This window comes from Streptomyces sp. H27-D2, from assembly GCF_035828615.1.
Classification (GTDB): domain Bacteria; phylum Actinomycetota; class Actinomycetes; order Streptomycetales; family Streptomycetaceae; genus Streptomyces.
Genome location: NZ_JAYMZR010000101.1, coordinates 1 through 25,563 on the forward strand (window position 1 = coordinate 1; position 25,563 = coordinate 25,563).

A 25,563-nucleotide genomic window follows, 5' to 3' on the forward strand; every position below is an offset into this window, starting at 1 on the left:
CCGCCCCGCCCGAGCCGGGACCGGACAGCACCGTCGCGGCGGCGTGCTGCCCTCCGCCGGGAGCGCCGGGCGGCGGCGAACCGGGCTGCTGCCCGCCGGGCGTACCGGCCGCACCGGAGCCGGCCTGGCCGGGCGCGCCGGGCGGCGGAGACATCTGCGGTGCGCCGGGCCCCTGCGGCCCGCTCGGCGCGCTGCCCTGACCGTCCAGCGCCGCAGCGAACGCCGTACGCGGCAACTGGCTGCCCCCGGACAGCAGCTCGGTCTTGGCCTCGGGCAGTACGCCCGACGGCCGGGGCGGCACGTCATCGTCGTCGGCGCCGCTGAGCGGCGGTGCGAAGACCGTCGCGGGCGGCGCGACCGAGCGGTCGTCGTCGGCGCGCGCGCTGGTGTCCGTACCGGCCCACGGGGTGCCGCCGGCCGGAGCGGCGGGCGGTGAGCCCGGGACGCCGTCTTTGGCGGTCGGCTCGTACGGGACCGGTCCGGGGCCCGAGCTGTGGGAGACGTCGGCCCACGGGCTTCCCACGCCCGGCGCGGGCGCGGAAGGCGTAGGGGCGGACGGCACGGGAACGGGCGCGGACGGCGTGGGCGCGGACGGCATGCGGTCCGCCGGAGCGGAGTCGCCGCCCCCGTACCCGCCGGGGGCGCGCGCGGCCGGGCTCGCGCCCTGCCCTGTGGACGAAGCCGAAGAGCCCGAAGAAGAGTCGGAGGAGTCGGCAGCAGCCGAAGAAGCAGCAGCCGAAGAAGGGGAGGAAGGGGAAGAGGCCGACGAGGAGGCGGCCCCGGCCCTGCGGTCCGGGATGCCCAGCTTGTCCGCTGCCTCCTGGAGCCACCCCGGCGGCGTCAGCAGGAAGGAGGTCGCCTCCAGGTCGAGGCGGGGCGGCGGCGCGTCGGAGACGGGTTCGTCCTCGTCGACTGCGGCGTACTCCTCCTCGTAGCGGCGGATGACCTCGCCGACCGGCATCCCCGGCCACAGCGTGGTCTCGCCGCTGTCCCGGGCGATGACCAGCCGGGCGCGGCTGCCGCCCGAGGTGGCGCCGCCCTCGCGGTCCTCGGCCCAGGCGACGAAGCCCAGGTCGAACTCTCTGATCCGCACCTCGCGGTGCTGATAGCCCGGCACATCGCCGTTCACCCAGCGTTCCGCACGCTCCTGCGCCTGCGCGAAGGTCACCATCGTGCTCACACCTCCACCGGAACGGCGTGCGCGAAGCCGCCGTCCACCATCAGGTTCGCCACGGTCTCCAGCTCCGGCGGATTGCCCGCCAGGCGCAGCAGAAAGGCGTCGAAGTCCGCGCCGCAGGGCAGCAGCAGCTCCGCCACCCGCTCGTGGACCGTCCAGCTGTCATGATCGCGCGCGTCGTCGTAGGGGCAGAACCACACCGTCCCGAGCGCGTCGCCCTTCACCTTCACCGCGATCAGGCCGCCCTGGACGAAGCCGACGCCCAGGTACTCCTTGGTGAAGTGATCGCGCAGGCACTTGTTGATGTAGACGAGGTCGTTGACCGCCGCTTCGTCGCGCACCGTGAAGAACGGCTGGTCGACGAGGAGCCCCAGCTCCGGGTCGAGCGCCGCGCCGACCGGCGCGCAGCCGCCCGCGGCCTTGAGGAAGGCGCGGTACGCCTCCGGCAGCCGGTAGCCGAGGTCCTCCTCGACGCCGAGCACCTGGTCCTCGGTGACGGACAGCACACCGTTGGGCACCCCGAAGTGCACAGGCCGGGTCTCCTGGAGCGGGCGCGTGCCGCGCTTGTCCTGGTCGACGCCGGTCGTCGTCAGCCCCGCGTGATGCCGCAGCAGCGCCTTGACCTCGACGGGGATCAACTGCATCCGGCGGGTACCCGCGACGTGGTGCCAGGTCCAGCCGTGCGGGGTCGCGACCGACGGCAGGCTGGCCCACAGCTCATGCCCGTCGGCGTGCAGCGCGGCGTTGGCCGACACGTAGTCGGTCAGCCGCAGTTCGTCGATGCCGAAGCCCTCGGGGGGCTCGGCGATCTCCGCGACCGCACGCGCGTAGCCGGAGAAGTCCGGGAACCCGTCCTCGTCGACCCGCACGCCCTTGGGGTGGCGCGCGGCCCGGACCGGGTCGGGAAAGTGCACGACCTGCCCCGCGTAGGCCGTGTTCGGTGGCGCGGCTTGTCCCCCGGCCCGGGGGCCGGGAGGCGCTCCCAGCCCGTGCCGACCTGTCGTCATGGCGGTTTGCCCCCTGCTGAATCCGGCGAATGAACACAGCCTATGCGGTGCGGCAACCGCGGGTCTCGTCCCGGTCGCACGGCCCGCGCGCCCCCGCGCCGGGCCCGCCGCGGGCCGGGCGGCACAACCGGCGCTCGCCATTCCGCCGACGAACCGTCACACACCTGCGACGCGCGTATCCGGCCACCCGACTTCCGCAACACCCTGCACATTTGGCAGGCTGAGCCCCGCAACAGGGGGATTGCACGGGAGGGGAACCAGCACCATGCGCAGCGCACAGAACAACGGCGGCACCGCGAGGACCGTCGGCACCACCACGAACACCCTCGCCGCGACCGCGGCGGACACCATGGACGCGACGGACGCGCAGACGGCAGGGACGGCAGGGACGGCGGATACGACGGGAACACAGCCCGCAGAGACGACCACCGGCATGACGGCACCGGGCGACCCCCGGCTCAGCTGGAGCAGCACCCAGGACAGCGACCGGCCGCCGGCGCTGCTGCACCGCAGGGACGGCATACTTCCGGCCGTCGCCGCCGCGCTGTCGGTCCGCGGCGAGACCTTCACCTGCACCGCGAGCAAGGCCGACCAGCCTCCCGTGCTGCACCCGCTGGTCCAGGATTTCCTGGACGCGCTGGGCAACGCGCAGCGGGAACGATTCACCGGCCGATGTCCCGAGACCGTCCTGGTCTCCCGGTTCCTCACCGCCGTCGAGGGCAACCGCGGCAAGCGCGCCTCGCGCAAGCCGCTCACCCAGGGCGAGGGGCGCCGCGCCCTGAAGCTCGCGAAGCTGACGGCCCGCCGCATCCGCGAGGACGGCGACCCGCAGCACGGAAGCTACGCGCCGCCGTGCCGGTCCTGCGACGCGCTGCTCGGCCACTTCGGCGTACGGGCCGTCGACCTGACCCCCCGGGCCACCGGCGCGGAGAGGAACTGAACCACCCCATGCCGCTCTCCACTTCTTACGACCGCACCTCGGCCACCCGTTTCCCGGTCGCCGTCGACGCCGCCCTGCGCGGGGCCGGCTGGCAGCCCGGACGTTGGGACATCAAGCAGGCCGAGGGCTGGGCCGACGCGCTGCGCGCCCACACCTCGCCGGTGGGGCACCGGCACCGCGTCTTCCCGGCGGCCGTCGAGGCCTGGGCCGAATTCGGCGGCCTGCACATCAGCGCGCCGGGCCCCGGGCGGCACATCGCCCCCACGCCGTTCCACATCGACCCGCTGCACGGCCTGCACCTGGCCCGCACCCTCGGCGACCTGGGCCGCGCACTGGCCACCGAGGTCTGCCCGCTGGGGGCGGAGACCAGCAGCCAAGCGCTGCTGGCGATCGACGCGGAGGGCCGGGTGCACAGCCTCGACCACACCGGCGACTGGTACCTCGGCGCGGACATCGACCAGGCGCTGGCGACCCTCGTCACCGGCAGCCGGCCGCCCCGGCTCAGCCTCCAGCAGCCGGACGACCAGCAGTCCTGAGCGGGAGCCGGGCGGGGCCGGCGGGGGGGACGGGCGGACGGGCGGACGGAGCCGGTCACAGCGGCAGGGCCCCACCGGTCCGGGAACGCGGCCGAAAAGAGCCAGAGCCGGGACGAGGCCGGTACGAGGCCGGGCCAAGGCGCCCGGACGTACCGGCTGCCACACACCCCACCGCCCGGACCCGACCGGCTCCGCTCCCCCGGCTCCGCTCCCCCGGCTCCGCCCGTCCGGCCCCGTTCGCTCAGCTCAGCTCAGCTCAGCCCGTCCGGTCCGGCAGCACCGCCGAGACCCGGAAGCCGCCCGCGTCCGTCGGGCCGGAGACGAAGCCGCCGCCGAGCGCGGTCACCCGCTCCTTCATGCCGACCAGGCCGTTTCCGCCGCTCGGCAGCCCCGCGCCGGCCGCGCCGTCCGGCGGGCCGTTCTCCACCAGCACCGCGACCTCCGCGTCCCGGTGGGCCAGCCGGACCTGCGCCTTCGCGCCGACCGCGTGCTTGTGCACATTCGTGAGCGCTTCCTGCACGACGCGGTAGACGGTCTGCTCGACCCGCGCGGCATACGCCCGCACCGAGCCCTCGACCAGCAGTTCGACGGTCATCCCGGCCGCCTGCGACTGTCCGACCAGCGCCTCGACGTCGGCCAGGCAGGGCCCGTCCGCCGCCTCGTCGGCCGCCACCGCCGCCGCGCCGGCCCCGTACGCCGACGCCCGGCGCGCGGCGGACGCTGATGACGACGCCGCCACCGCCGAGATCGCGGCGAGCCGCACCGGCCCCTTCGAGGAGGCCGAGGAAGCCGATGAGGCCGATGAGGAAAACGCCCCGCCCGGCCGCTCGCCCGCGCCGTCCGGCGCGGTGCGCAGCACCCCGAGCATCTCCCGCAGTTCGGTCAGCGCCTGCCGCCCCATGTCGCCGACCAGGGCCGCGTTGCGGGACGCCTTCTCCGGGTCCTTGAGCGCGACCGCCTGGAGCGCCGCCGCGTGCACCACCATCAGGCTCACCCGGTGCGCCACCACGTCGTGCATCTCGCGGGCGATCCGCGTCCGCTCCTCGCGGCGGGCCCACTCGGCCCGCTCCTCCGCGCGGTCGGCGAGCAGCGACAGCTCGCGCTCCAGCCCGTCCGCCCGCTCCCGCAGGCTCTCCACCAGCCGCCGCCGGGCCCGTACGTACAGCCCGAGCAGCACCGGCGGCGCGGTCACGCCGAGCGACATCAGGACCGAGAACAGCGTGACGGCCCACAGCTCCGGCTGATTGCCGTCCTGCTCCATCTCCTGGTGCAGCCTGATGAACGAGACGATCAGCGTCCCGGTCAGCGACATCCCGGCGAGCACCACGGTGAGCCGGCGCGGCACCTCGGAGGCCGCGAGGGTGTACAGCCCGACGACGCCGAGCAGGAAACCCATCTCCGCCGGGGCGAGCGCCACCGAGAGCAGCACGACCGCCACCGGCCATCGGCGGCGCAGCAGCAGCGTCGACCCCACGACGAGGCCCAGTACGACGCCGAGGGGCACCGGCACCCGCGCTTCGTCCGCGAACTGCACCCCTTCGAACGCGCATTCCAGCGCGGAGGCCAGCGCCAGGAAGACGTCCAGCACCATGCTCCGCCGCCGCGCCCACCACCACGGCCCCGCCCGTACAGACGCGGGTTCTCCCCGCGTGTCGACTCTCTCCGTTGCCCCCGTTGTGGTCATACCCGCCAGCCTACGGCGGGGCCCCGTCCGATTTCGCGTGACTTCCACGGCGTGGCCGGTCCCGGCGGGGTGAGCCGCGCGCGGGCCGCGAACGGGCTCCGGCGGGGGCGCGCGAGCACCCCTGGACGCGCCGTGTGATCGGAAACGTCGATCAACACCGTCGCACGGAGGGTGCCCGGTACGGCATAGTGGTGGGGGCCGAATCGACTCCCCGGGTGGGATGTCCGGTTCCGGGCCGAACAATCCGCCGTGGTGTAATCAGGCAGCACCGGGGTTTTTGGTACCTCTTGTCCAGGTTCGAATCCTGGCGGCGGAGCGCGAAAGTCGTCTGTGACGGGTCCCGGCCGCAAGGCTGGGACCCGGCTGCGTTTCAGGCGGACTACCCCCCGGTATCCTGCGGGTGTCCACCACTCGAAGCCGAAGGGCACACCCGTGAGCGCCACACGCCCGGCAGCCGTCGTCGTCCTCGCAGCGGGTGAGGGCACCCGCATGAAGTCGACCACCCCCAAGGTCCTCCATGCGATCTCCGGTCGCTCCCTCGTCGGACACGTCGTCGCCGCGTCCCGCGAGCTCGACCCCGAGCACCTCGTCGTGGTCGTCGGCCACGCCCGCGAACAGGTCGCCGGACATCTCGGCGAGATCGACCCGGCCGCACTCACCGCCGTCCAGCACGAGCAGAACGGCACCGGCCATGCGGTCCGGATGGGGCTCGAAGCCCTGACCGACAAGGGCACCGCCGTGGACGGCACCGTGGTCGTCGTCTGCGGCGACACCCCGCTGCTGACCGGCGAGACGCTGCGGCGGCTCGCGGCGGCGCACGGAGCGGACGGCAACGCCGTCACCGTGCTGACCGCCGAGGTCCCCGACTCCACCGGCTACGGCCGGATCGTGCGCGACCCGGCCGACGGGACCGTCACCGCGATCGTCGAGCACAAGGACGCGAGCGAGGCCCAGCGCGCCATCTCCGAGATCAACTCCGGGGTGTTCGCGTTCGACGGCCCGCTGCTCGTCAAGGCGTTGAGCCGCATCACGACGGACAACAGCCAGGGCGAGGAGTACCTCACCGACGTGCTCGGCATCCTCCGCGAGGCCGGTCACCGGGTCGGCGCGGCCGTCGCGGCGGACCACCGGGAGATCCTGGGCATCAACAACCGCGTGCAGTTGGCCGAGGCCCGCCGACTGCTCAACGAGCGGCTGTTGCACCGGGCGATGATGGCCGGCGTGACCGTGGTCGACCCCGCCTCCACCTGGCTGGACACGACGGTCACCTTCGAGCGGGACGCGATCGTGCACCCGGGCACCCAGTTGCACGGCTCGACGCACCTCGCCGAGGGCGCCGAGGTCGGCCCGCACTGCACGCTGACCGACACCTCGGTCGGCGAGGGCGCCACGGTGCTCAACTCGGTCGCGAACGGCGCTGTGATCGGCGCGGGCGCGACCGTCGGCCCGTTCGCCTACCTGCGTCCCGGCACCAGGCTCGGCGAGCGGGCGAAGGCCGGTACGTACGTCGAGATGAAGAACGCCGTGATCGGTGAGGGCACCAAGGTGCCGCATCTGTCCTACGTCGGCGACGCGACCATCGGCGAGTTCACCAACATCGGTGCGGCCAGCGTCTTCGTGAACTACGACGGCGAGGCCAAGCACCACACCACGGTGGGCTCGCACTGCAAAACGGGCTCGGACAATATGTTTGTGGCTCCCGTCACGGTCGGGGACGGCGCTTACACCGCCGCCGGGTCCGTGATCACCAAGGATGTGCCGCCGGGCGCGCTTGCCGTCGCCCGTGGCCAGCAAAGGAATATCGAAGGCTGGGTGGCGCGAAAGCGTCCGGGAAGCGCTGCCGCGCAGGCCGCTCAGAACGCCTCCCAGGAGCCCGTTACCGGGCAGTGACCAGGCAACGAGTGCGCCGTGCGGGGCGTACCGTGAAATCGCAACTCGTACTTGCCCTCAAGTTTTAAACTGGCCAAGGAGAATGTTCTGTGACCGGGATCAAGACGACCGGCGAGAAGAAATTGATGCTCTTCTCCGGCCGAGCTCACCCCGAGCTTGCGGAGGAAGTCGCACACAAGCTGGGTGTGGGCCTGGTTCCTGTCAAGGCATTCGACTTCGCCAACGGCGAGATCTATGTGCGCTTCCAGGAATCGGCTCGCGGTGCGGACTGCTTCTTGATGCAGAGCCACACGGCTCCGATCAATAAGTGGATCATGGAGCAGCTGATCATGGTCGACGCTCTGAAGCGGGCCTCCGCCCGGAGCATCACGGTGATCATCCCCTGTTACGGCTACGCCCGGCAGGACAAGAAGCACCGCGGTCGCGAACCGATCTCGGCCCGTCTGATCGCCGACCTGCTGAAGACCGCGGGCGCCGACCGCATCCTCACGGTCGACCTGCACACGGACCAGATCCAGGGCTTCTTCAACGGCCCCGTGGACCACCTCTTCGCGCTGCCGCTGCTCGCGGACTACGTGGGCGCGAAGGTGGACCGCGACAAGCTCACCATCGTCTCGCCGGACGCCGGCCGGGTACGGGTCGCGGACCGCTGGTGCGACCGCCTCGGCGCCCCGCTGGCGATCGTGCACAAGCGGCGCGACCCGGACGTCGCCAACCAGGTGACCGTGCACGAGGTCGTCGGTGACGTGAAGGGCCGGGTCTGTGTCCTGGTCGACGACATGATCGACACCGGTGGCACCATCTGCGCCGCCGCGGACGCGCTGTTCGCCAACGGCGCCGAAGACGTCATCGTGACGGCCACGCACGGCATCCTCTCCGGCCCGGCCGCCGACCGGCTGAAGAACTCCAAGGTCAGCGAGTTCGTCTTCACGAACACCCTGCCCGACCCGAGCGACCTGGAGCTCGACAAGATCACCGTGCTGTCGATGGCGCCGACCATCGCGCGGGCGATCCGCGAGGTCTTCGAGGACGGCTCGGTCACGAGCATCTTCGAAGAGGACCAGGGCACGCCGGCCTGACCCAGCCGGACGAGACCAGCCGTACGCAGGAGGCGGGCGGCCTCTCGCGTACGCAGGCGATTGGGCCGAAAGCGACCCGGCGGGTAGACTCACCGAGTTGCTCGGCGAGGGAAGTCGCACATCTGTGCGGCGGTCCGTTATCGACGCGCTCTTCGTAGCAGGTCTGTCGTGGGCCGGGTAACGGTCGATGGATCTTCTCCCATGGCCCTTCGGGCCTGGGGGTACCCCCAGATACGAGGAGTGCAGTCATGGCCGAGGTCAACATCTCCGCAGAGGTCCGCACCGAGTTCGGCAAGGGCGCCGCCCGCCGCACCCGCCGCGCCAACCTGGTTCCCGCCGTTGTTTACGGTCACGGTGGCGACCCGGTGCACGTCACCCTGCCGGCCCACCAGCTCATGATGGCCCTGAAGACGCAGAACGTGCTGATCAACCTCGACGTCGACGGCAAGAGCCAGCTCGTCATCCCCAAGGCCGTGCAGCGTGACGCGATCCGTCGCTTCGTGAAGCACATCGACCTGCTGATCGTCCGGAAGGGCGAGAAGGTCACCGTCGACGTGGCGGTCAAGACCGAGGGCGAGCTCGCCCCGGGCAGCGGCCTGCTGGAGCACCTGCTCAACTCGCTGCCGGTCGAGACCGAGGCGACCCAGATCCCGACCGAGGTCATCGTCTCCATCGAGGGCCTGACCCCGGGCGACTCGATCCTCGCCAAGGACGTCAAGCTGCCTTCCGGCACGACCCTGGCCATCGACCCGGAGGCCATCGTGCTCCAGGTCGTGGCCCCGCAGGTCGAGGCCGAGGCGACCGACGAGGCCGGCGCCACCGCCTGATCCGCGGTTCCACCCCTTTATTGACCCGACCGCCGTCCCGCTCCACCGAGCGGGGCGGCGGTCGCGTAATACCGAGGAGCGCAGGAGATGAGCGACGCAGACGGCCCGTGGCTGGTGGCCGGGCTGGGGAACCCCGGTCCCGAGTACGCGGCGAACCGCCACAACGTCGGCTTCATGGTGGCTGATCTGCTGGCGCAGCGGATCAGCGGCCGGTTCAAGGCGCACAAGTCGCGCGCCCAGGTGTTCGAGGGCCGGCTGGGCCCGCCGGGCAGCGGCAGCCGCCGGGTGGTGCTGGCGAAGCCGATGACGTACATGAACCTGTCGGGCGGCCCGGTGACGGCGCTGCGCGACTTCTACAAGGTCCCGGTCGGCAACATCATCGCCGTCCACGACGAGCTGGACATCGACTACGGCACGCTGCGGCTCAAGTGCGGCGGCGGCGACAACGGCCACAACGGGCTGAAGTCGATCACCAAGTCGATGGGCCCGGACTATCTGCGGGTGCGGTTCGGCATCGGCCGCCCGCCGGGCCGGATGGACGTGGCCGCGTTCGTGCTCAAGGACTTCTCCTCGCCCGAGCGCAAGGAGCTGGACTACCTCGTGGACCGGGCCGCGGACGCGGTGGAGTCGCTCATCGCGGACGGCCTGGAACGCGCGCAGGGCACGTACAACACCTGAGCGGGCCCGCGGTGCCCGAGCGGGCGGCCGGCACCCTGAGCGTGCGGCCGTAACCGGACCATCAGGGGCGATGTCTACCGAAGCGGCGCCCCAAGGTTGACCCAACGTGCCTGATGGCCAAGGATCGCCGCCATGCCCAAGAGTCCCGCCAAAAGCCCCGCCAAGAAACGCAGCCGGACCAGACGAACCGGCGAGAGCGCGTACGGGCTGCTGCTCGCCGCCCGCAACGCCTTGATGGCCGCGCTGGCGCTGTTGCTGCTGGTCGCGGGGGCCTGGAGTTCATGGGGCACCGCCCAGCACGCGATGCTCTCGAAGGGCCGGGAGCACGGCACGATGACCATCGTCAAGTGCTCCGGCGACGAGTGCACCGGGCCCTTCGTCCCAGTGCGCGGCGCCGGAAGCGCTCGATCCGACGTCACCACAGTGAGCGTGGACAAGGCCGTCGGGCACAAGAAGGGCGAGAAGCTGCCCGTCGCGGTGAAGCCGGGCACCGACGAGGTGGTGCGGACCGGAGCGGCCGGCGTGCTGCACGCCTGGGTGCCGTTCGGCGGCGCGCTGCTGCTGGCGGCGCTGGTGGTCGCCGGCGGGCTGCGCATGCGGCGCACGGCCTGGACGATGGGCCTGCTCGGCGCGGCCCTGCTGATCGGGTCCTTCGCGACGCTGTGACGACGGCGGGCCGGCCGCGCGCACGCGTCGGCCCGGAGCACGTATGACGGCGGCGCCGTCCCTCTCGCGGGAGGTACGGCGCCGCCGTCATACGTAGGGGAAGGCGTTCGTGAAGGCGTACGGGAACGTGTACGGAACGGGTCAGCCGGTGTTGCGCAGACCCGCCGCGACGCCGTTGACGGTGAGCAGCAGCGCGCGGGCCAGCAGCGGGTCCGCTTCCTCGCCGCGGGCCGCCGCCTCGCGCTGCCGGTGCAGCAGGGCGACCTGGAGGTAGGAGATCGGGTCGAGGTAGGCGTCCCGGATCTGGAAGGTCTGCTGGAGCACCGGGTTGCCTTCGAGCATCTCGCGCCCGCCGGTGATGCGCAGTACCTCCTGCACGGTGAGGTCGTGCTCGGCCTCGATGGTCTCGAAGACGTGCTTGAGCTCGGCGGGCACCAGGGTGTCCACGTAGTGCCGGGCGATCCGCAGGTCGGTCTTGGCCAGCGTCATCTCGACGTTGGACAGGAAGTTCTGGAAGAAGTGCCAGTGCTCGCGCATCTCGTCGAGCACCGGGCCGAGGCCGGCCTCGCGGGCGGCCTTGAGGCCGGAGCCGACGCCGTACCAGCCGGGCACGATCTGCCGGGACTGCGTCCAGCCGAAGACCCACGGGATGGCCCGCAGCCCGTCGAGCCCGGCGCCGCTGTCGGGGCGGCGGGACGGGCGGGAGCCGAGGTGCAGGTCGGCGAGCTGGTCGACTGGGGTCGAGGCGAAGAAGTAGGCGGGCAGGTCGGGCTTCTCGACAAGCTGCCGGTAGGAGTCGTGCGCGGCGTCCGAGACGGTGTCCATCACGCCGTCCCAGCGCGCGAGGGCCTCGTCGGACTGGCGCGGCGCGGTGTGCAGCGCGGAGGCCTGGAGCGTCGCGGCGACGGTCAGTTCGAGGTTCTCCCTGGCCAGCGACGGCACGAGGTACTTGTCGGAGATGACCTCGCCCTGCTCGGTGACCTTGATCTCGCCTTCGAGGGTGCCCCAGGGCTGCGCGAGGATCGCGTCGTGGGTGGGGCCGCCGCCGCGGCCGACGGTGCCGCCCCGGCCGTGGAAGAGCCGCAGCCGCACGCCGTAGCGGTGCGCGACGTCGCGCAGCCGGCGCTGGGCGCGGTGGATCTCCCACTGGCTGGTGGTGATGCCGCCGAACTTGGAGGAGTCGGAGTAGCCGAGCATGACCTCCTGGACGTCGCCGCGCAGCGCGACCAGCCGGCGGTAGGAGGGGTCGGCCAGCATCTCGTCGAGGATGCGGTCGGCCTCCTTGAGCTCGTCCGTGGTCTCCAGCAGCGGCACGATGCCGATCTTGGCCCAGCCGGCGTGCAGGTCGATCAGTCCGGCCTCGCGGGCCAGCACGGCGGCGGCGAACACGTCGTCGGCGCCCTGGCACATCGAGATGATGTACGACTCGACGACCTCGGGGCCGAAGCGCTCCAGCGCGTGCGCGATGGTCTGGAAGACGCCGAGGGTCTTGGTGCCGTCCGCGTCGAGCGGGGCCGGGATGGGGCCGAGCGGGCGGCGCGAGCGCAGCTCCTTGGCGAGCAGCTTGCGCCGGTAGTCGCGCGGCATGTCGGCGTAGCGCCAGGACTCCTCGCCGAGCCGGTCGAAGAGCTGGCCGAGCGCGTGGTGGTGCGCGTCGGCGTGCTCGCGCACGTCCATCGTGGCGAGCTGGAGTCCGAAGGCCGCGAGGGTGCGGATCGTACGCTCCAGGCGGCCGTCGGCGACCAGGCCGCCGCGGTGCTCGCGCAGCGAGGTCTGCAGCAGGACGAGGTCCTCGATGAGCTGGCCGGTGCCGAGGTAGTCACGGCCGACGACGTGCGCCGAGCCGGCTGCGAGCCGGTCGCGGGTGTTCAGCAGCTTCTGCCGCACGCAGGTCGCCTTGAGCCGGTAGGGCTCCTCGGCGTTGAGCCGCTTGTAGCGCGGGCTGATCTCGGGCAGCAGCAGCAGGTCGTTCTGGAGCGAGTCGAGCAGTTCGTCGGTGGCGCCGCAGTTGCGGATGGAGTTCGACAGCGCGCCGCGCAGCTCGTCGATGTGCTCCAGCGCGTCGGTGATGCCGTGCTCGTGCTGGAGCAGCAGGACGTCCCAGGTGACGGCGGGGGTGACGTTGGGGTTGCCGTCCCGGTCGCCGCCGATCCAGGTGCCGAAGGTGAGCGGGCGGGTGCCGGGCGGCAGGCTCGCGCCGGCCCGCTCCAGCTCGGCGGCGAGGTCTTCGAGGACGTCGCCGACGGCGCCGCGGTGCAGCTCGTCGAGGTAGTAGATGGCGTTGCGCGCCTCGTCCGCGGGCTCCGGGCGGACCACCCGCAGCTCATCGGTCTGCCAGATGAGGTCGATGTTCTCGGCCAGTCGGGTGTCGGCGCGCCGCCGGTCGCCGCCCTGGACGGCGTCCGTGCGGTCCAGCAGCTCGGCGACCTTGCGGAGCTTGGTCAGCACGCTGCGCCGGGCGGCCTCGGTGGGGTGCGCGGTGAAGACGGGCCGTACGCCGAGGTTCGCGGCGGTCTCGCTCAGGTGCTCGGGGTCGGCGTCCTTGAGCATGTCGGCGGTGCGGCTGAGGATGCCGCCCTCGGCGGCGCGCCGGGCGCGCAGCTGACGGCCTCGGTGCACCTGCTCGGTGACGTTCGCGAGGTGGAAGTAGGTGGAGAAGGCGCGGACCAGCTTGGCCGCGGTCTGCAGGTCGGTGTCGCCGAGCAGCTCGGCGGCGGCTACGCCGTCGGTGCGGGTGAGGGCTCGGACACGCTCGACGAGTTCGAGGAGTTCAGGACCCTCCTGGCGGACCAATGTCTCGCCGAGCAGATCGCCGAGGCGGCGGATATCGGCGCGCAGCGCCGAATTGTCCTCGGCCTCGGGGGAGGGCTCGACGGCGTGGGCGGAGGTGATGTCGGCACTGCTCACAGGTGCGGCTCCTTGCAGTGGTACGTGTCTGCCGGGGGACGGACCGCGCTGTCCGACGCTCTTCAAGGATAGGTCGCCGCCCCTTCGGGGTATCAACCTGTCCGGAGACTGGGCAGGGCGCGGCCCATCACAGGTCCCGTATCCGGCGGCAGAGCCCTGCCATACTTACGTTGCCGTAGGTTACGCGACCGTAGCCCCTTCCCCCAGCGCGAGGGACAAGCTTCCATGACAGCAGGCCCCGACGTGATCGAAGACGCCCCGAAACCGCCCGGCACCCCCGGGCCGTCCGCCACGCTCGGAGCCGACAGCAAGCGGTCGGTGGAACAGATCGCCCTGCTGCTGTTCATCATCGTGCCGTTCATCGCCCTGGTCGGCGCGGTCCCGCTCGCCTGGGGATGGGGGGTGAGCTGGCTGGATCTGGGGCTGCTGGTGGGCATGTACTACCTGGGCTGCCACGGCATCACGATCGGCTTCCACCGCTATTTCACGCACGGCGCCTTCAAGGCGAAGCGCCCGCTGCGGATCGCGCTGGCCGTCGCCGGGTCGATGGCCGTCGAGGGGCCGCTGGTGCGCTGGGTCGCGGATCACCGCAAGCACCACCGGCACTCGGACGGGGAGGGCGACCCGCACTCCCCGTGGAAGTACGGCGAGTCGCTGCCGGCCCTGATCAAGGGGCTGTGGTGGGCGCACATCGGCTGGATGTTCGACCAGGAGCAGACGTCGCAGCAGAAGTACGCGCCGGATCTGATCAAGGACCCGGCGATCCGGCTGATCTCCCGCCAGTTCCTGCTGTGGACCATCGTCTCGCTGGCCTTCCCGCCGCTGCTGGGCGGGCTGGTGACCTGGTCCTGGCAGGGCGCGCTGAGCGGCTTCTTCTGGGGCTCGCTGGTACGGGTCGCGGTGCTGCACCACGTGACCTGGTCGATCAACTCGATCTGTCACGCGGTCGGCAAGCGCCCCTTCAAGTCCCGTGACCGTTCCGGAAACGTCTGGTGGCTCGCGGTGCTGTCGTGCGGCGAGTCCTGGCACAACCTGCACCACGCCGACCCCACATCCGCCCGGCACGGCGTGCTGCGGGGGCAGTTGGACTCCAGTGCCCGGCTCATCCGCTGGTGCGAACGGGCGGGTCTGGCCTACGACGTGCGCTGGCCCTCGGCGTCCCGTATCGACGCCCGTCGCAAGGCAGAGCCCGCGAAGGCGGCATGATTGGCGCCGTGGCGATCGACGGAAGTACCAGCAGCGACAAGAACAGGTCTCCGGCCGCCGGAAGCCGGCGCGCCCGCAGAGTCCGGATGACCGGCAAGGAACGCCGGGAGCAGCTGCTGGACATCGGCCGCACGCTCTTCGCCCAGAAGGGCTTCGAGGGCACGTCGGTGGAGGAGATCGCGGCCAAGGCCGGGGTCTCCAAGCCGGTCGTCTACGAGCACTTCGGCGGCAAGGAGGGGCTGTACGCGGTGGTGGTCGACCGCGAGATGCGGCAGCTGCTCGACATGGTGACGAGCGCGCTGACCGCCGGCCACCCGCGCGAACTCCTGGAACAGGCGGCCTTCGCGCTGCTCGACTACATCGAGCAGTACACCGACGGCTTCCGCATCCTGGTCCGCGACTCCCCCGTCGCCCAGTCCACCGGCACCTTCGCCTCGCTGATCAGCGATATCGCGACCCAGGTCGAGGACATCCTCGGCCTGGAGTTCAAGGCCCGCGGCTTCGACCCGAAGCTCGCGCCGCTGTACGCGCAGGCTCTGGTCGGCATGGTGGCGCTCACCGGGCAGTGGTGGCTGGACGTGCGCAAGCCGAAGAAGGCGGAGGTGGCCGCGCATCTGGTGAATCTGGCCTGGCACGGGCTGGACGGCATGGAGGCGAAGCCTCGGCTGATCGGGCACCGGCGGAACTGAGGGACTGAGGGGGCGGGGCCGGCGGCGGCCGGGGCCCGGCGGGGCCTTCAGTGGCGAGGCGGCGAGGCTTTGCGGCGGTGCGGATCGGCTGAGCGCGGCCCGGCGGCGGCGCGGCCCCGGCGACGGCGCGGCCCGGCGGCGGCGCGGCCCCGGCGGCGCGGCCCCGGCGGCGCGGCCCCGGCGGCGCGGCCCCGGCGGCGCTCAGCCGGTCGGCTCCAGGAACTCCAGCCGGTTGCCGACCGGGTCCTCGGCGTAGAAGCGCCGGTGGCCCGGCAGCCCGTCGTCCCAGTCGACCCGCGCGCCGTGCGCCGCGAGCCGCCGGGCGTACGCCTCGATGCCGGTCACCCGGATACCGGGGTGCGCCTTGCGGGCCGGGCGGAACGCGGACTCGTCCTCGATGCCCAGATGGAGCTGTACGGACCCGGCCGCGAACCAGCAGCCGCCGCGCACCGCGAGGGCCGGCGGTTTGCGGATCTCGGTCATGCCCAGCGCCTTGGCGTAGAAGGCGCGCAGGGCTTCCTCCGAGCCGGGCGGGGCCGCGAGTTGGACGTGGTCGAGGGCCGCGATCACCGCTCGCCCCCCTCACTGGCCTTACGGGCCACCACGAAGATCCGGCGGAACGGGAAGACCGTCCCGTACGGCCCGGCCGGGTAGGCCTCGCGCAGCAGGTCGCGGTACTCGCTCAGGAACTCCTCGCGCGCCTCCTCGTCGTCGGCGAGCGCGGTGAGGGTGGGGCGCAGGGCGGTGCCCTTGACCCAGTCCAGCACCGGATCGGCGCCGGTCAGCAGTTGGGCGTAGGTCGTCTCCCAGGCGTCCACCTCGCAGCCGAGGCCGGCCAGCAGCTCCAGGTAGCGCGCCGGTTCGAGGACGCCGTCGGCGGCGCGCGCCGAACCGCCCAGCCGCTCGCGCCAGCGCGGGCTCGCGCGCAGCCCGGCGAGCAGGGTGTGGCTGGGCGAGGTGAAGTTGCCGGGGACCTGGAAGGCGAGGGCGCCGCCGGGGGTGAGGGCTGCGATCCAGGCCGGGAAGGAGCCGGCGTGGCCCGGGACCCATTGCAGGGCGGCGTTGGAGACGATCAGGTCGTACCGCTCGCCGTCGGCGGCCGGGTCCCAGTGGGCGGCGTCGGCCGGCCGGAAGTCGAGACGGCCGCCGCCCGCGGTCGGCCCGGCGAGCCGGTCCGCTTCGGCGAGCATCTCGGCGGAGTTGTCGAGGCCGGTGATGTGCGCGTCGGGCCAGCGGTCGGCGAGCAGCGCGGTGACCTTGCCGGGGCCGCAGCCGAGGTCGGCGATCCGGGCGGGCCGGGCGCTCCGGGCACCGCCGCCGGGCAGAGCGGGCACGCGGTGCAGCAGATCGAGGAAGGGACGGCTCCGGTGGCCGGAGTGCCTGAGGTACTGCTGCGGATCCCAGGTGGGCGTGGGTACAGAGTGCATGGGCAAGCCCTTCGGACCAGTTTTCAGACCGGCTTTCAGACCGGCTTTCAGACCGGCTTTCCCAACAGTTTGCCCAAGGAATCATCTTGATGTCAAGACTCTTGATGTCAAGAGACTTCACATCGACAGACCAACTACACTGATCGTCATGGAGGACGAGGTCGATCGACTGGTCGCAGCCTGGCGCCGAGAGCGCCCGGACCTCGACGTGGAACCACTTGAGGTGCTCAGCCGTGTCAGCAGACTGGCCCGGCACCTCGACCGCGCCCGGCGGCTCGCGTTCTCCGAGCACAATCTGGAGCCGTGGGAGTTCGACGTACTCACCTCGCTGCGCCGTGCGGGCGAGCCGTACCAGCTCTCGCCCGGCCAGCTGCTGACCCAGACGCTGGTCACCTCGGGCACCATGACGAACCGCATCGACCGGCTCGCCAAGAAGGGCCTCGTCGAGCGGCTGCCCGACCCCAGCGACCGGCGGGGCGTGCTCGTCCGGCTGACCGTCGAGGGCCAGGACCGCGCCGACCAGGCGCTGGCCGGCCTGCTCGCGCAGGAACGGTCGATCCTGGCCGAGCTGTCCAACCGACAGCGCGGCGAACTCGCCGACCTGCTACGCCAGCTGACCGCCCCGTTCGACAACGTCCCCGGCTGACAGCCGCTCCTGCGCCGGCCGCTCCAGATCGGCGGGGCCCACTCCGGCCCGGCGGGCCAGCGCGACCGCGGCGAGGGTGGAGTGCACACCGAGCTTGCCCAGGACGTTCTGCATATGGGTACGGACCGTGTGCGGCGAGAGGAAGAGGCGTTCGGCGACCGCCTTGCGGCCGAGCCCGGCGACCATGCAGCGCAGCACCTCGCGCTCGCGCGGGGTCAGCGACTCGACGAGCCGCTCGCTCTCCGTGCGGTGCTTGCGGGCCGCTGTCAGCTCCCGTAGGACACCGGTCAGCAGCGCGGGCGGCAGGTGCGTCTCGTCGCGCAGCACGCCGCGGATGACCGCGAGCAGCCGGGACAGCGAGCAGTCCTTGGCGACCCAGCCGGAGGCGCCCGCCTGTAAGGCGGCGGCGGCCCGGCGCGAGTCGTCCCGCTCCGCGAGCACCACCGTGCGCACCGAAGGCTGGCCGGAGCGGACCCCTGCCACCAGCGATATGCCGTCCACCACGCCGTCCAGGGCACCGCCGATCGCGACCGGTCCGTTCACCGGCACCGCGGCGACTCTGCCGTCGATCCCCGCCACGACCGCCCGGCCGAGGTCGGCGTCGACGAGCAGCACATCGAAGCGGCGCCCGTCCGAGGCCGCGCGCTCCAGACACCGGATGGCCGCGGGACCGCTGCCGGCCGCTGCGACCTCGACGTCCGGTTCGGCCGCGAGCGCCGCGGCGAGAGACTCGGCGAAAATGCGATGGTCGTCCACTACCAGGACCCGGATGCGTTGCACTGACACCCCCATGTCTCGGGGGACGGATCGTAGCGGGCACGGCGCCCGGCGCGGAGTCAGCGACCTAGCACGACCGCCGTCGCACTGGACCGTTCCCCCGCCCCGGGCGTCGTACCCGGCTGTCTCGCCCCCTGAACAGCACCGGCCCCCACCGGTGCTGTCACTCAGCGTACGGCGGGGGTACGACAACGGAAGGCGATTCACAAAACTGATTGACTCCGCTGATTAAGGTGTGACCCGTGTTCCGTATTGAGGAAGAAATTGACCAGCAGCGTCGGGATCTGATCTCGCAACGGCTGCACGACAGCAACTCCGAACGCTCCGAAGTGCTCCGGGCGCTGCGCGGAACAGTCGCCGACGAAGAAATTCCGCTCCAGGTCTACGCGGTGGACGACGAGGGCGAGTTGGCCGCCGGGCTGATCGGCTACACCTGGGGCCGGTGGCTGCACGTCGATCTGCTCTGGGTCGACGCGGGCCGGCGCGGCACGAAGCTGGGCTCGCGGCTGGTGGCCCGCGCCGAGGAGATCGCCCGCGACGAGCGCGACTGCCGGTACTCGCGGGTGGAGACCTGGGACTTCCAAGCGCCGCTCTTCTACCAGAAGCTCGGCTACACCATCGTCTCCCAGGTGCACGACTACCCGCCGGGCGCGACCGACCATCTGCTGACGAAGCCGCTGTCGCCGGGGACGGACGGGTAGCCGGGGCCCTGGCCCCGGGGAGCCCTGGGCTCTGCGGGCTTGGGCCCTGCGAGCTTGGGCCTGCGGGCGGAGCCCGGCCCCTGCCCCAGCCTCGGGGCCGGACCCTGAGCCGGCGTCAGGCCAACCGGCGCGCCCCCGCGCTGGGCACCGCGGGGGAGACGCGCGGCGCGGCGTACCCGGCCGCCCCGAAAGCGTGCGTCACCGCCTTCGTCACCGCCTCCGCGTCCGCCTCCTCGACCAGCACGATCGCCGAGCCGCCGAAGCCGCCGCCCGTCATCCGGGCGCCGAGCGCGCCGGCCGCGTTCGCCGACTCCACCACCAGGTCCAACTCCGCGCAGGAGACGGTGAAATCATCGCGCAGCGAGATGTGCCCGGCGGTCAGGACGGGCCCGATCGCGGGGGTCTCCCCCGCGTCGAGCAGGCCGATGACCTCCTCGACCCTGCGGTTCTCGGTGACGATGTGGCGCACCAGCCCGCGCACCGTGCCGTCCTCGATCCGGTCGAGCGCCGCGCCGAGCCCCTCGTACGGCACATCGCGCAGGGCGCGCACCCCCAGGGTCCGCGCCCCCTGCTCGCAACCGGCGCGCCGCTTCGCGTACGCGCCGTCGCCCAGCTCGTGCTTGACGCGGGTGTCCACGACCAGCAGCCGCAGCCCCTCGGCGGCCAGGGCGAACGGCACCTGACGCTGCCGCAGGTCGCGGGTGTCGAGGTGCAGGGCGTGGCCCTCGGTGCAGCAGGCGGACGCGGTCTGGTCCATGATCCCGCAGGGGACGCCGACGAAGGCGTTCTCGGCCCGCTGGCCGATTCGCGCGATGCGCTGCGGCTCCAGCCCCAGGGCGTAGAGGTCGTTCAGCGCGGTCGCGGTGGCGACTTCGAGGGCGGCGGAGGAGGACAGTCCGGCGCCGGTGGGCACCGTGCTGTCGAAGTGCAGATCCGCGCCGCCCACCGCGAGACCGGCCTCGCGCAGCGCCCAGACGACGCCCGCCGGGTAGCCGGCCCAGCCGCCGTCGGCGGCTGGGGTGAGCGCGTCGGCGCGCAGTTCGACGACGCCGCCGGGCACATCGCCCGAGTGCACCCGCAGCACGCCGTCGGCGCGCCGCGAGGCCGCCAGCAGGGCGGTGTGCGGCAGGGCGAGCGGCAGCACGAAGCCGTCGTTGTAGTCGGTGTGCTCACCGATCAGGTTGACCCGGCCCGGCGCCGCCCAGACGCCGCCGGGCGCGTACCCGTACACCGCGTGGAAGGCGGCGGCCGTGCGCTCGGGGCCGTGCGCGCCGGGGCGCGCACCGTCCCCGGCGTACGCCTGCGGGTCCCGCGCCCCCGGCTCGTCGTGCGCGCCGCCCTCGCCTTGCGGGTCACAGGTCATTCGTTCGCCCTCTCCTGACAGAACTGCCACGCGTCCGCCACGATCCCGGCCAGGTCGGCCCGGTTCGGCCGCCAGCCGAGTCGGTCCTTCGCGCGCTCGGCCGAGGCGACCAGTGCGGCGGGGTCGCCGGCCCGTCGCGGGGCGGCGATCTCGGGGATGGGGTGGCCGGTGACCCGGCGGACGGTCTCGATGACCTCGCGGACCGAGAAGCCGTTGCCGTTGCCGAGGTTGCAGATCAGGTGCTCGCCGGAGGCGGCGGCGTCGAGGGCCAGCAGATGCGCCTCGGCGAGGTCGGCGACGTGGATGTAGTCGCGCACGCAGGTGCCGTCGGGGGTCGGGTAGTCGTCGCCGTAGACGGAGATCGCCTCGCGCCTGCCCTGCGCGACCTCCAGGACGAGCGGGATCAGATGCGACTCGGGGGCGTGCCGTTCGCCCGCGATGACGCCGGAGGCGGCGGCGTACGCGCCCGCGACGTTGAAGTACCGCAGCGAGGCCGCGGCCAGGCCGTGCGCCGCGCACTCGCCGCTGATCATGTGGTCGACGGCGAGCTTGGAGGCCCCGTACGGGTTGGTGGGCGCGGTCGCCGCGTCCTCGGTGATCGGGACGGCGGTCGGCTCGCCGTAGGTCGCCGCGGTGGAGGAGAAGACGAGGGTGCGGACCCCGGCGTCGCGCATCGCGGTGAGCAGCGCGGTACTGCCGCCGACGTTGTTGACCCAGTACTTCTCGGGGTCCACCACGGACTCGCCGACCTGCGAGAAGGCGGCGAAGTGCAGCACCCCGTCGTATGAGGCGTCCAGCCACTTCGCGGCGTCCTGGACGCGGCCCTCGATGAACTCCGCGCCCCGCGGAACGCCTTCGCGGTGTCCGGTGGAGAGGTCGTCGAGCACGGTGACGCGGTGCCCCGCCTCCAGCAGATGGGCGGCGACGACGCTGCCGACGTAGCCGGCCCCGCCGGTCACCAGGTACTTCTTCCCGCCGCTCGCGCCGGTGTTCCCGCCCGCGCCCGCGCCGGTGTTCACGCCGGTGTTCCCGCTGATGTCCATGCCCGTATCGCTCACGTACTCGCAACCTCTCGCAGTCGTTCAGCCGCCGCCTCCGGCGGCACATCGTTGATGAACACATTCATGCCGGATTCGGAACCCGCGAGAAACTTCAGCTTGCCAACAGTGCGGCGAATGGTGAAGAGCTCAAGGTGCAGTGCGAACTCGCCCCGGCCCTGAGCGCTGAACGGCGCCTGGTGCCAGGCCGAAATGTACGGTGTCGGCGGCTCGCCCGATGCCCGCTTCCCGTCGACCGCCGCGCCCGGGCCTGCCGGACCGCCCGGCCCGGCAGGGCCGGCAGCGCCGGCAGCGCCGTCGAAGATCCGGTCGAAGCGTCGCAAGAGTTCCAGATAGACCTGTGGGAACTCTGTGCGCGCGGCCCCGTCCAGCCCGAGCAGGTCCGGCACCCGGCGGTTCGGGTAGAGGTGGACCTCGTACGGCCAGCGCGCGGCGTACGGCACGAAGGCCGTCCAGTGCTCGCCCCGCAGCACGATCCGGCTGCCGTCGGCCCGCTCGTCCGCGAGGACGTCGTCGAAGAGGTTGCGCCCGCCGGTGCGCTCGCGGTGTTCGGCGGCCGAGCGCAGCATCCGCTCGGTTCGCGGGGTGACGAAGGGGTACGCGTAGATCTGGCCGTGCGGGTGGCCGAGCGTGACGCCGATCTCCTCGCCCCGGTTCTCGAAGCAGAAGACCTGCTCGACGGCGGGGAGTTGGGACAGCTCGGCGGTGCGGTCGGTCCAGGCGTCGAGTACCAAGGCGGCCTGCGCGTCGGTGAGGTCGGCGAAGGAGGCGTCGTGGTCGGAGGTGAAGCAGACGACCTCGCAGCGGCCGGTGCCGCCGGCCAGTGAGGGGAAGCGGTTCTCGAAGACGGCGACGTCGTAGTCGTGTTCGGGGATCTCGCTCGGCCTGCCGTCCCGCGAGGGGCACAGCGGGCACTGGTCGGCGGGCGGGAGGTAGGTGCGGCTCTGCCGATGGGAGGCGATGGCCACCGATTCGCCGAGCAGCCGGTCGCGGCGGATCTCGGAGTCGGTGCCGACCGGGCCGAGCGGGCGCCGGTCGACGGCGTCGCGCACCACATCGTCACGGGAGTCGTAGTAGAGCAGCTCGCGTCCGTCCGCGAGTCTGGTCGACGTCTTCTTCACCGAGCTACTCCTCGTTACTCCCAGCCACACCCGCAAACATAACCAAACACAATGAATCACAAGCCAACAGGCGCGTCAATGGCTGCGTCCGCCCCGGACACGCACCGGACGCGCGCCGAACACACACCGACAAACTGCCATAAAAAAGCCGGAGCGATCACGATCCAACAAAGAACACCAGAGCAACTGTTCAATTTCTGAACATCAGCGCGTACGTTTCTGTTCGTTCCGTTCGCGCAATGAAGCGTCTGCTGGGGACGCCTCCCAGATCCCCGAAGAGAGTGACCCATGCACTATCTGGCCGAAGGGCTTCGGCTCCCCACCAACGGGCTCGACTACGCGATTCTCGGCATCTACTTCGTCGTCGTCCTGGGCATCGGCTTCGCCGCCAAGCGGAGTGTGAAGACCAGCCTCGACTTCTTCCTCTCCGGCCGGTCGCTGCCCGCCTGGGTCACCGGCCTCGCGTTCGTCTCCGCCAACCTCGGCGCCACCGAGATCCTCGGCATGGCGGCCAACGGCGCGCAGTACGGCGCGTACACCGTGCACTGGTACTGGATCGGCGCGATCCCCGCGATGGTCTTCCTCGGCCTCGTGATGATGCCGTTCTATTACGGCTCGAAGGTCCGCTCCGTCCCGGAGTTCCTGCTGCACCGCTTCGGGCCGTCCTCGCACCTGCTCAGCTCGATCATCTTCGCGGTGTCGTCCGTGCTGATCGCGGGCGTCAACCTGTACGCGATGGCGATCGTGCTGGAGGCGCTGCTCGGCTGGCCGCAGTGGGTCGCGATCGTCGTCGCCGGCTTCTTCGTGCTCGCCTACATCACCATCGGCGGACTCTCCTCGGCGATCTACAACGAAGTCCTGCAGTTCTTCGTGATCCTCGCGGCCCTCATCCCGCTGACCATCGTGGGCCTCAAGCGGGTCGGCGGCTGGGACGGCCTGACCGACTCGCTCTCCCACTCGCACGGCGACGACTTCCTGTCGGCCTGGGGCGGTACGGGCATCGGCGAGGGCAACCCGCTGGGCGCCAACTGGCTGACCATCGTGCTCGGCCTCGGCTTCGTGATGAGCTTCGGCTACTGGACCACCAACTTCGCCGAGGTGCAGCGCGCGCTGTCCGCCAAGAACATCTCGGCCGCCAAGCGCACCCCGCTGATCGCCGCCTACCCGAAGATATTCATCCCGCTGGTCGTCGTCGTGCCCGGCATGATCGCGCTGGTGATGGAGCCGACGCTCGGCAAGGCCGGCAGCGGACTCCAGTACAACGACGCGATCCCGGTGCTGATGCGCGACCTGCTGCCGAACGGCGTGCTGGGCATCGCGGTGACCGGTCTGCTGGCCGCCTTCATGGCCGGCATGGCCGCCAACATCTCGTCCTTCAACACGGTGTTCACCAACGACATCTGGGGCGCGTACCTCAAGAAGGGCCGCGAGGACCGCTACTACCTCGCGACCGGCCGCTGGGTGACCGCGGTGGGCGTGCTGATCGGCATGGGGACGGCTTTCATCGCCTCCAGCTTCAGCAACATCATGAACTACCTGCAGACGCTGTTCTCGTTCTTCAACGTGCCGCTGTTCCTGGTGTTCATCATCGGCATGTTCTGGAAGCGGAGCACCCCCGCGGCCGGTTTCTGGGGGCTGTTCTCCGGCACCGCTGCGGCGATGCTGAACTACTTCTGGCTCTACAAGGGCGGCGTCATCGACATCCCCAGCGAGCAGGGGGCCAACTTCGTCTCCTCGATCGTGGCGTTCGTCGTCGGAGCCGTGGTGATGTTCGTGGTCACGCTGGTCACCAAGCCCAAGCCGGCGCCGGAACTCGCGGGGCTGGTCTACGGCACCCGCTCGCCCGGCATGGAGGAACTGCCGGAGGAGGGCGACGACGCGTGGTACCGCAAGCCCGCGCTGCTCGGCTGGGGCGCGATCGTGCTCGCGGCGCTCTGCTACATCCCGTTCTCGTTCTGATCCGCCGTGACCCGACCCACGACTCCCCGACTCAAGGAATCGACGCGACATGAGTGACTACCAGCACGAAGTCGAGGAACTGGAACGCAAGTCCGCCACGGCCGCGAGCCTCTTCGACGTACGACGGATCATCGGCGGCCTGTTCGTTCTCTACGGCGTGATCGTCACCATCGCCGGGATCACCGCCTCGGACGCGGACATCAAGAAGGCACAGGACATCAACATCAACCTGTGGACGGGCCTGGGGATGTTCGCCCTCGGGATGTTCTTCCTGATCTGGCTGAAGCTGCGGCCGATGCTGCCGCCGAAGGTCGAGGAGCTGCCGGAGGGGCTGGTGGCTGCGGCCACGGGGGCTGACGCGGACGCGGGTACGCCGGGAACGGCGGGCACGACAGGCCAGGCCGGTCCGGCGGACGAGGCGCGGGACGACAAGGCGTAACCCGCCCGTCCCGCTCCGCCCTGTCCATCCCGCTGTTCGCCCCTGCTTGCCCCGCTCCCCCACGCCCGGGGCCGGCGCGGAACTCAGTTCCGTTCCGGCCCCGCTGTCATCTGCGGCGCGGCCCGGTCGAGCAGCCCGGTACGGGCGGCCAGCGCGGCGGCCTCCAGCCTGGAGCCCACCCCGAGCTTCATCAGCACCCGTTGCACATGCGTACGGGCCGTACTGGGCGCGATGCCCATGCCCGCCGCGATCAGCCGGGTGTCCTCGCCCTCGGCGACCCGGACCAGCACCTCGACCTCGCGCGGGGTCAGCATCTGGAGCAGCCGGGCTCCCTCGTCGTCCGGTTGGACGGCCGGGTTGAGCAATTCGGCGAAGGCGCCCTGGAGCAACTGCGGGGACACCGCGGCCTCCCCGGCCCGTGCCTTCACCATGGCGCGCTCGACGCCCTCGATCCGCTCGTCGTGCCGGACGTAGCCGGAAGCCCCGGCCGCGAAGGCGGCCGCGATCCCGCGCGGGCTCGGCACCGGGCCGAGCACCACCACCGCGATCTGGGGCCGCTCCTTCTTGATCCGTACGATCGGCTCGAACGCCCCGGGTTCGGCAGGCGCCGCCGTGCCGAGCAGGCACACCTCCGGCACTCGGCTCACCACCAGCTCCGCCGCGCCCGCACTCGGCGCAGCCGCCGCGAGCACCCGGTGGCCACGCAGTTTCAATGCCGAGGCGAGTGCCTCGGCGAGCAGACGGTGATCGTCGACCACCATGAGCCGCACGCCCATTGAGCAGGCG

22 protein-coding genes, 1 tRNA gene and 2 pseudogenes are annotated in these 25,563 nt (G+C 71.7%); 14 read left to right on the top strand and 11 right to left on the bottom strand.

Annotated features, from left to right (window positions below; translation table 11 throughout):
* Window positions 1-1,171: pseudogene (locus QMK28_RS28445) on the bottom strand (SUKH-4 family immunity protein); the annotation flags it as partial.
* Window positions 1,172-1,176: 5 nt separating this feature from the next.
* Window positions 1,177-2,184, bottom strand: a complete 1,008-nt coding sequence (locus QMK28_RS28450) for an HNH endonuclease (protein ID WP_326442502.1) — start codon at window positions 2,182-2,184, stop codon at window positions 1,177-1,179.
* A gap of 433 nt (window positions 2,185-2,617) precedes the next feature.
* On the opposite strand from QMK28_RS28450, the gene QMK28_RS28455 reads away from it, so the two are divergent.
* The gene (locus QMK28_RS28455; protein WP_326442521.1) at window positions 2,618-3,124 is read left to right on the top strand and encodes a YwqJ-related putative deaminase; all 507 of its coding nucleotides are present in this window, start codon (window positions 2,618-2,620) and stop codon (window positions 3,122-3,124) included.
* Between the two features lie 8 nt (window positions 3,125-3,132).
* Window positions 3,133-3,660, top strand: a complete 528-nt coding sequence (locus tag QMK28_RS28460; protein ID WP_326442503.1) for an SUKH-3 domain-containing protein — start codon at window positions 3,133-3,135, stop codon at window positions 3,658-3,660.
* A gap of 256 nt (window positions 3,661-3,916) precedes the next feature.
* On the opposite strand, the gene QMK28_RS28465 is transcribed toward QMK28_RS28460, so the two are convergent.
* Entirely contained in the window at window positions 3,917-5,344 is a 1,428-nt protein-coding gene (locus QMK28_RS28465) for a sensor histidine kinase (RefSeq protein WP_443050853.1), read from the bottom strand.
* 243 nt (window positions 5,345-5,587) lie between these two features.
* Here QMK28_RS28465 and QMK28_RS28470 point away from each other — a divergent pair.
* The 6 genes from QMK28_RS28470 (at window position 5,588) to QMK28_RS28495 (ending at window position 10,484) form a co-directional block, all read left to right on the top strand.
* Window positions 5,588-5,660: transfer RNA gene (locus tag QMK28_RS28470), tRNA-Gln, on the top strand.
* A gap of 116 nt (window positions 5,661-5,776) precedes the next feature.
* Window positions 5,777-7,234, top strand: a complete 1,458-nt coding sequence (gene glmU, locus QMK28_RS28475) for a bifunctional UDP-N-acetylglucosamine diphosphorylase/glucosamine-1-phosphate N-acetyltransferase GlmU (RefSeq protein WP_326442505.1) — start codon at window positions 5,777-5,779, stop codon at window positions 7,232-7,234.
* Window positions 7,235-7,323: 89 nt separating this feature from the next.
* Window positions 7,324-8,313, top strand: a complete 990-nt coding sequence (locus QMK28_RS28480) for a ribose-phosphate diphosphokinase (RefSeq protein WP_326442506.1) — start codon at window positions 7,324-7,326, stop codon at window positions 8,311-8,313.
* A gap of 248 nt (window positions 8,314-8,561) precedes the next feature.
* Entirely contained in the window at window positions 8,562-9,140 is a 579-nt protein-coding gene (locus QMK28_RS28485; protein WP_326442507.1) for a 50S ribosomal protein L25/general stress protein Ctc, read from the top strand.
* An 87-nt stretch (window positions 9,141-9,227) separates the two neighbouring features.
* Window positions 9,228-9,818 (top strand): aminoacyl-tRNA hydrolase, encoded by a 591-nt coding sequence (gene pth, locus QMK28_RS28490; protein ID WP_326442508.1) that lies wholly within the window; start codon window positions 9,228-9,230, stop codon window positions 9,816-9,818.
* A gap of 132 nt (window positions 9,819-9,950) precedes the next feature.
* Window positions 9,951-10,484: a hypothetical protein gene (locus QMK28_RS28495; RefSeq protein WP_326442509.1), complete on the top strand. Its 534-nt coding sequence runs from the start codon at window positions 9,951-9,953 to the stop codon at window positions 10,482-10,484.
* 141 nt (window positions 10,485-10,625) lie between these two features.
* Here QMK28_RS28495 and ppc read toward each other — a convergent pair whose 3' ends face one another.
* Complete coding sequence (gene ppc / locus QMK28_RS28500; protein WP_326442510.1) at window positions 10,626-13,391, bottom strand: phosphoenolpyruvate carboxylase; 2,766 nt, start codon at window positions 13,389-13,391, stop codon at window positions 10,626-10,628.
* 225 nt (window positions 13,392-13,616) lie between these two features.
* On the opposite strand from ppc, the gene QMK28_RS28505 reads away from it, so the two are divergent.
* Both QMK28_RS28505 and QMK28_RS28510 read left to right on the top strand, forming a co-directional pair.
* On the top strand, window positions 13,617-14,597 hold the full coding sequence (locus tag QMK28_RS28505; RefSeq protein WP_326442511.1) for an acyl-CoA desaturase: 981 nt from the start codon (window positions 13,617-13,619) through the stop codon (window positions 14,595-14,597).
* Window positions 14,594-15,286, top strand: a complete 693-nt coding sequence (locus QMK28_RS28510; RefSeq protein WP_326442512.1) for a TetR/AcrR family transcriptional regulator — start codon at window positions 14,594-14,596, stop codon at window positions 15,284-15,286. The genes QMK28_RS28505 and QMK28_RS28510 overlap by 4 nt, the downstream gene beginning before the upstream one ends.
* Before the next feature lie 201 nt (window positions 15,287-15,487).
* Here the strand turns inward: QMK28_RS28510 and QMK28_RS28515 are convergent, their stop codons facing one another.
* Both QMK28_RS28515 and QMK28_RS28520 read right to left on the bottom strand, forming a co-directional pair.
* Complete coding sequence (locus tag QMK28_RS28515; RefSeq protein WP_326442513.1) at window positions 15,488-15,856, bottom strand: VOC family protein; 369 nt, start codon at window positions 15,854-15,856, stop codon at window positions 15,488-15,490.
* On the bottom strand, window positions 15,853-16,713 hold the full coding sequence (locus QMK28_RS28520; RefSeq protein ID WP_326442514.1) for a trans-aconitate 2-methyltransferase: 861 nt from the start codon (window positions 16,711-16,713) through the stop codon (window positions 15,853-15,855). The genes QMK28_RS28515 and QMK28_RS28520 overlap by 4 nt, the downstream gene beginning before the upstream one ends.
* Window positions 16,714-16,861: 148 nt before the next feature.
* On the opposite strand from QMK28_RS28520, the gene QMK28_RS28525 reads away from it, so the two are divergent.
* The gene (locus QMK28_RS28525; RefSeq protein WP_326442515.1) at window positions 16,862-17,359 is read left to right on the top strand and encodes a MarR family winged helix-turn-helix transcriptional regulator; all 498 of its coding nucleotides are present in this window, start codon (window positions 16,862-16,864) and stop codon (window positions 17,357-17,359) included.
* Here the strand turns inward: QMK28_RS28525 and QMK28_RS28530 are convergent.
* Window positions 17,318-18,139: a helix-turn-helix transcriptional regulator gene (locus QMK28_RS28530; protein ID WP_326442522.1), complete on the bottom strand. Its 822-nt coding sequence runs from the start codon at window positions 18,137-18,139 to the stop codon at window positions 17,318-17,320. The genes QMK28_RS28525 and QMK28_RS28530 overlap by 42 nt on opposite strands.
* A 239-nt stretch (window positions 18,140-18,378) precedes the next feature.
* On the opposite strand from QMK28_RS28530, the gene QMK28_RS28535 reads away from it, so the two are divergent.
* A complete protein-coding gene (locus QMK28_RS28535) occupies window positions 18,379-18,837 on the top strand; it encodes a GNAT family N-acetyltransferase (protein ID WP_326442516.1) in 459 nt (152 codons plus the stop codon).
* 115 nt (window positions 18,838-18,952) lie between these two features.
* On the opposite strand, the gene galK is transcribed toward QMK28_RS28535, so the two are convergent.
* The 3 genes from galK to galT are packed head-to-tail and all read right to left on the bottom strand — an operon-like array spanning window position 18,953 to window position 22,379.
* Window positions 18,953-20,200, bottom strand: a complete 1,248-nt coding sequence (gene galK / locus QMK28_RS28540; RefSeq protein ID WP_326442517.1) for a galactokinase — start codon at window positions 20,198-20,200, stop codon at window positions 18,953-18,955.
* Window positions 20,197-21,243: a UDP-glucose 4-epimerase GalE gene (gene galE, locus QMK28_RS28545; RefSeq protein WP_326442523.1), complete on the bottom strand. Its 1,047-nt coding sequence runs from the start codon at window positions 21,241-21,243 to the stop codon at window positions 20,197-20,199. Before galE ends, galK begins: the two co-directional genes overlap by 4 nt.
* 11 nt (window positions 21,244-21,254) lie before the next feature.
* The gene (gene galT / locus QMK28_RS28550) at window positions 21,255-22,379 is read right to left on the bottom strand and encodes a galactose-1-phosphate uridylyltransferase (protein WP_326442518.1); all 1,125 of its coding nucleotides are present in this window, start codon (window positions 22,377-22,379) and stop codon (window positions 21,255-21,257) included.
* Between the two features lie 288 nt (window positions 22,380-22,667).
* Between galT and QMK28_RS28555 the strand changes: the two genes are divergently transcribed.
* Entirely contained in the window at window positions 22,668-24,338 is a 1,671-nt protein-coding gene (locus QMK28_RS28555; RefSeq protein WP_326442519.1) for a sodium:solute symporter family protein, read from the top strand.
* Window positions 24,339-24,387: 49 nt separating this feature from the next.
* Window positions 24,388-24,660, top strand: a pseudogene (locus tag QMK28_RS28560) (hypothetical protein); the annotation flags it as partial.
* Window positions 24,661-24,860: 200 nt separating this feature from the next.
* Here the strand turns inward: QMK28_RS28560 and QMK28_RS28565 are convergent.
* Window positions 24,861-25,553, bottom strand: a complete 693-nt coding sequence (locus QMK28_RS28565; protein ID WP_326442525.1) for a helix-turn-helix transcriptional regulator — start codon at window positions 25,551-25,553, stop codon at window positions 24,861-24,863.
* Window positions 25,554-25,563: the final 10 nt, after the last annotated feature.

What these genes read in the sequence shown, in the direction of transcription:
- pth (WP_326442508.1), top strand. Translation starts at nt 9,228, where the DNA reads ATGAGCGACGCAGACGGCCCGTGGCTGGTGGCCGGGCTGGGGAACCCC.
- QMK28_RS28555 (WP_326442519.1), top strand. Translation starts at nt 22,668, where the DNA reads ATGCACTATCTGGCCGAAGGGCTTCGGCTCCCCACCAACGGGCTCGAC.
- QMK28_RS28460 (WP_326442503.1), top strand. Translation starts at nt 3,133, where the DNA reads ATGCCGCTCTCCACTTCTTACGACCGCACCTCGGCCACCCGTTTCCCG.
- QMK28_RS28520 (WP_326442514.1), bottom strand. Translation starts at nt 16,713, where the DNA reads ATGCACTCTGTACCCACGCCCACCTGGGATCCGCAGCAGTACCTCAGG.
- QMK28_RS28495 (WP_326442509.1), top strand. Translation starts at nt 9,951, where the DNA reads ATGCCCAAGAGTCCCGCCAAAAGCCCCGCCAAGAAACGCAGCCGGACC.
- QMK28_RS28510 (WP_326442512.1), top strand. Translation starts at nt 14,594, where the DNA reads ATGATTGGCGCCGTGGCGATCGACGGAAGTACCAGCAGCGACAAGAAC.
- QMK28_RS28450 (WP_326442502.1), bottom strand. Translation starts at nt 2,184, where the DNA reads ATGACGACAGGTCGGCACGGGCTGGGAGCGCCTCCCGGCCCCCGGGCC.
- galK (WP_326442517.1), bottom strand. Translation starts at nt 20,200, where the DNA reads ATGACCTGTGACCCGCAAGGCGAGGGCGGCGCGCACGACGAGCCGGGG.
- QMK28_RS28485 (WP_326442507.1), top strand. Translation starts at nt 8,562, where the DNA reads ATGGCCGAGGTCAACATCTCCGCAGAGGTCCGCACCGAGTTCGGCAAG.
- QMK28_RS28525 (WP_326442515.1), top strand. Translation starts at nt 16,862, where the DNA reads ATGGAGGACGAGGTCGATCGACTGGTCGCAGCCTGGCGCCGAGAGCGC.
- galE (WP_326442523.1), bottom strand. Translation starts at nt 21,243, where the DNA reads ATGGACATCAGCGGGAACACCGGCGTGAACACCGGCGCGGGCGCGGGC.
- QMK28_RS28565 (WP_326442525.1), bottom strand. Translation starts at nt 25,553, where the DNA reads ATGGGCGTGCGGCTCATGGTGGTCGACGATCACCGTCTGCTCGCCGAG.
- QMK28_RS28465 (WP_443050853.1), bottom strand. Translation starts at nt 5,344, where the DNA reads ATGACCACAACGGGGGCAACGGAGAGAGTCGACACGCGGGGAGAACCC.
- QMK28_RS28455 (WP_326442521.1), top strand. Translation starts at nt 2,618, where the DNA reads ATGACGGCACCGGGCGACCCCCGGCTCAGCTGGAGCAGCACCCAGGAC.
- QMK28_RS28505 (WP_326442511.1), top strand. Translation starts at nt 13,617, where the DNA reads ATGACAGCAGGCCCCGACGTGATCGAAGACGCCCCGAAACCGCCCGGC.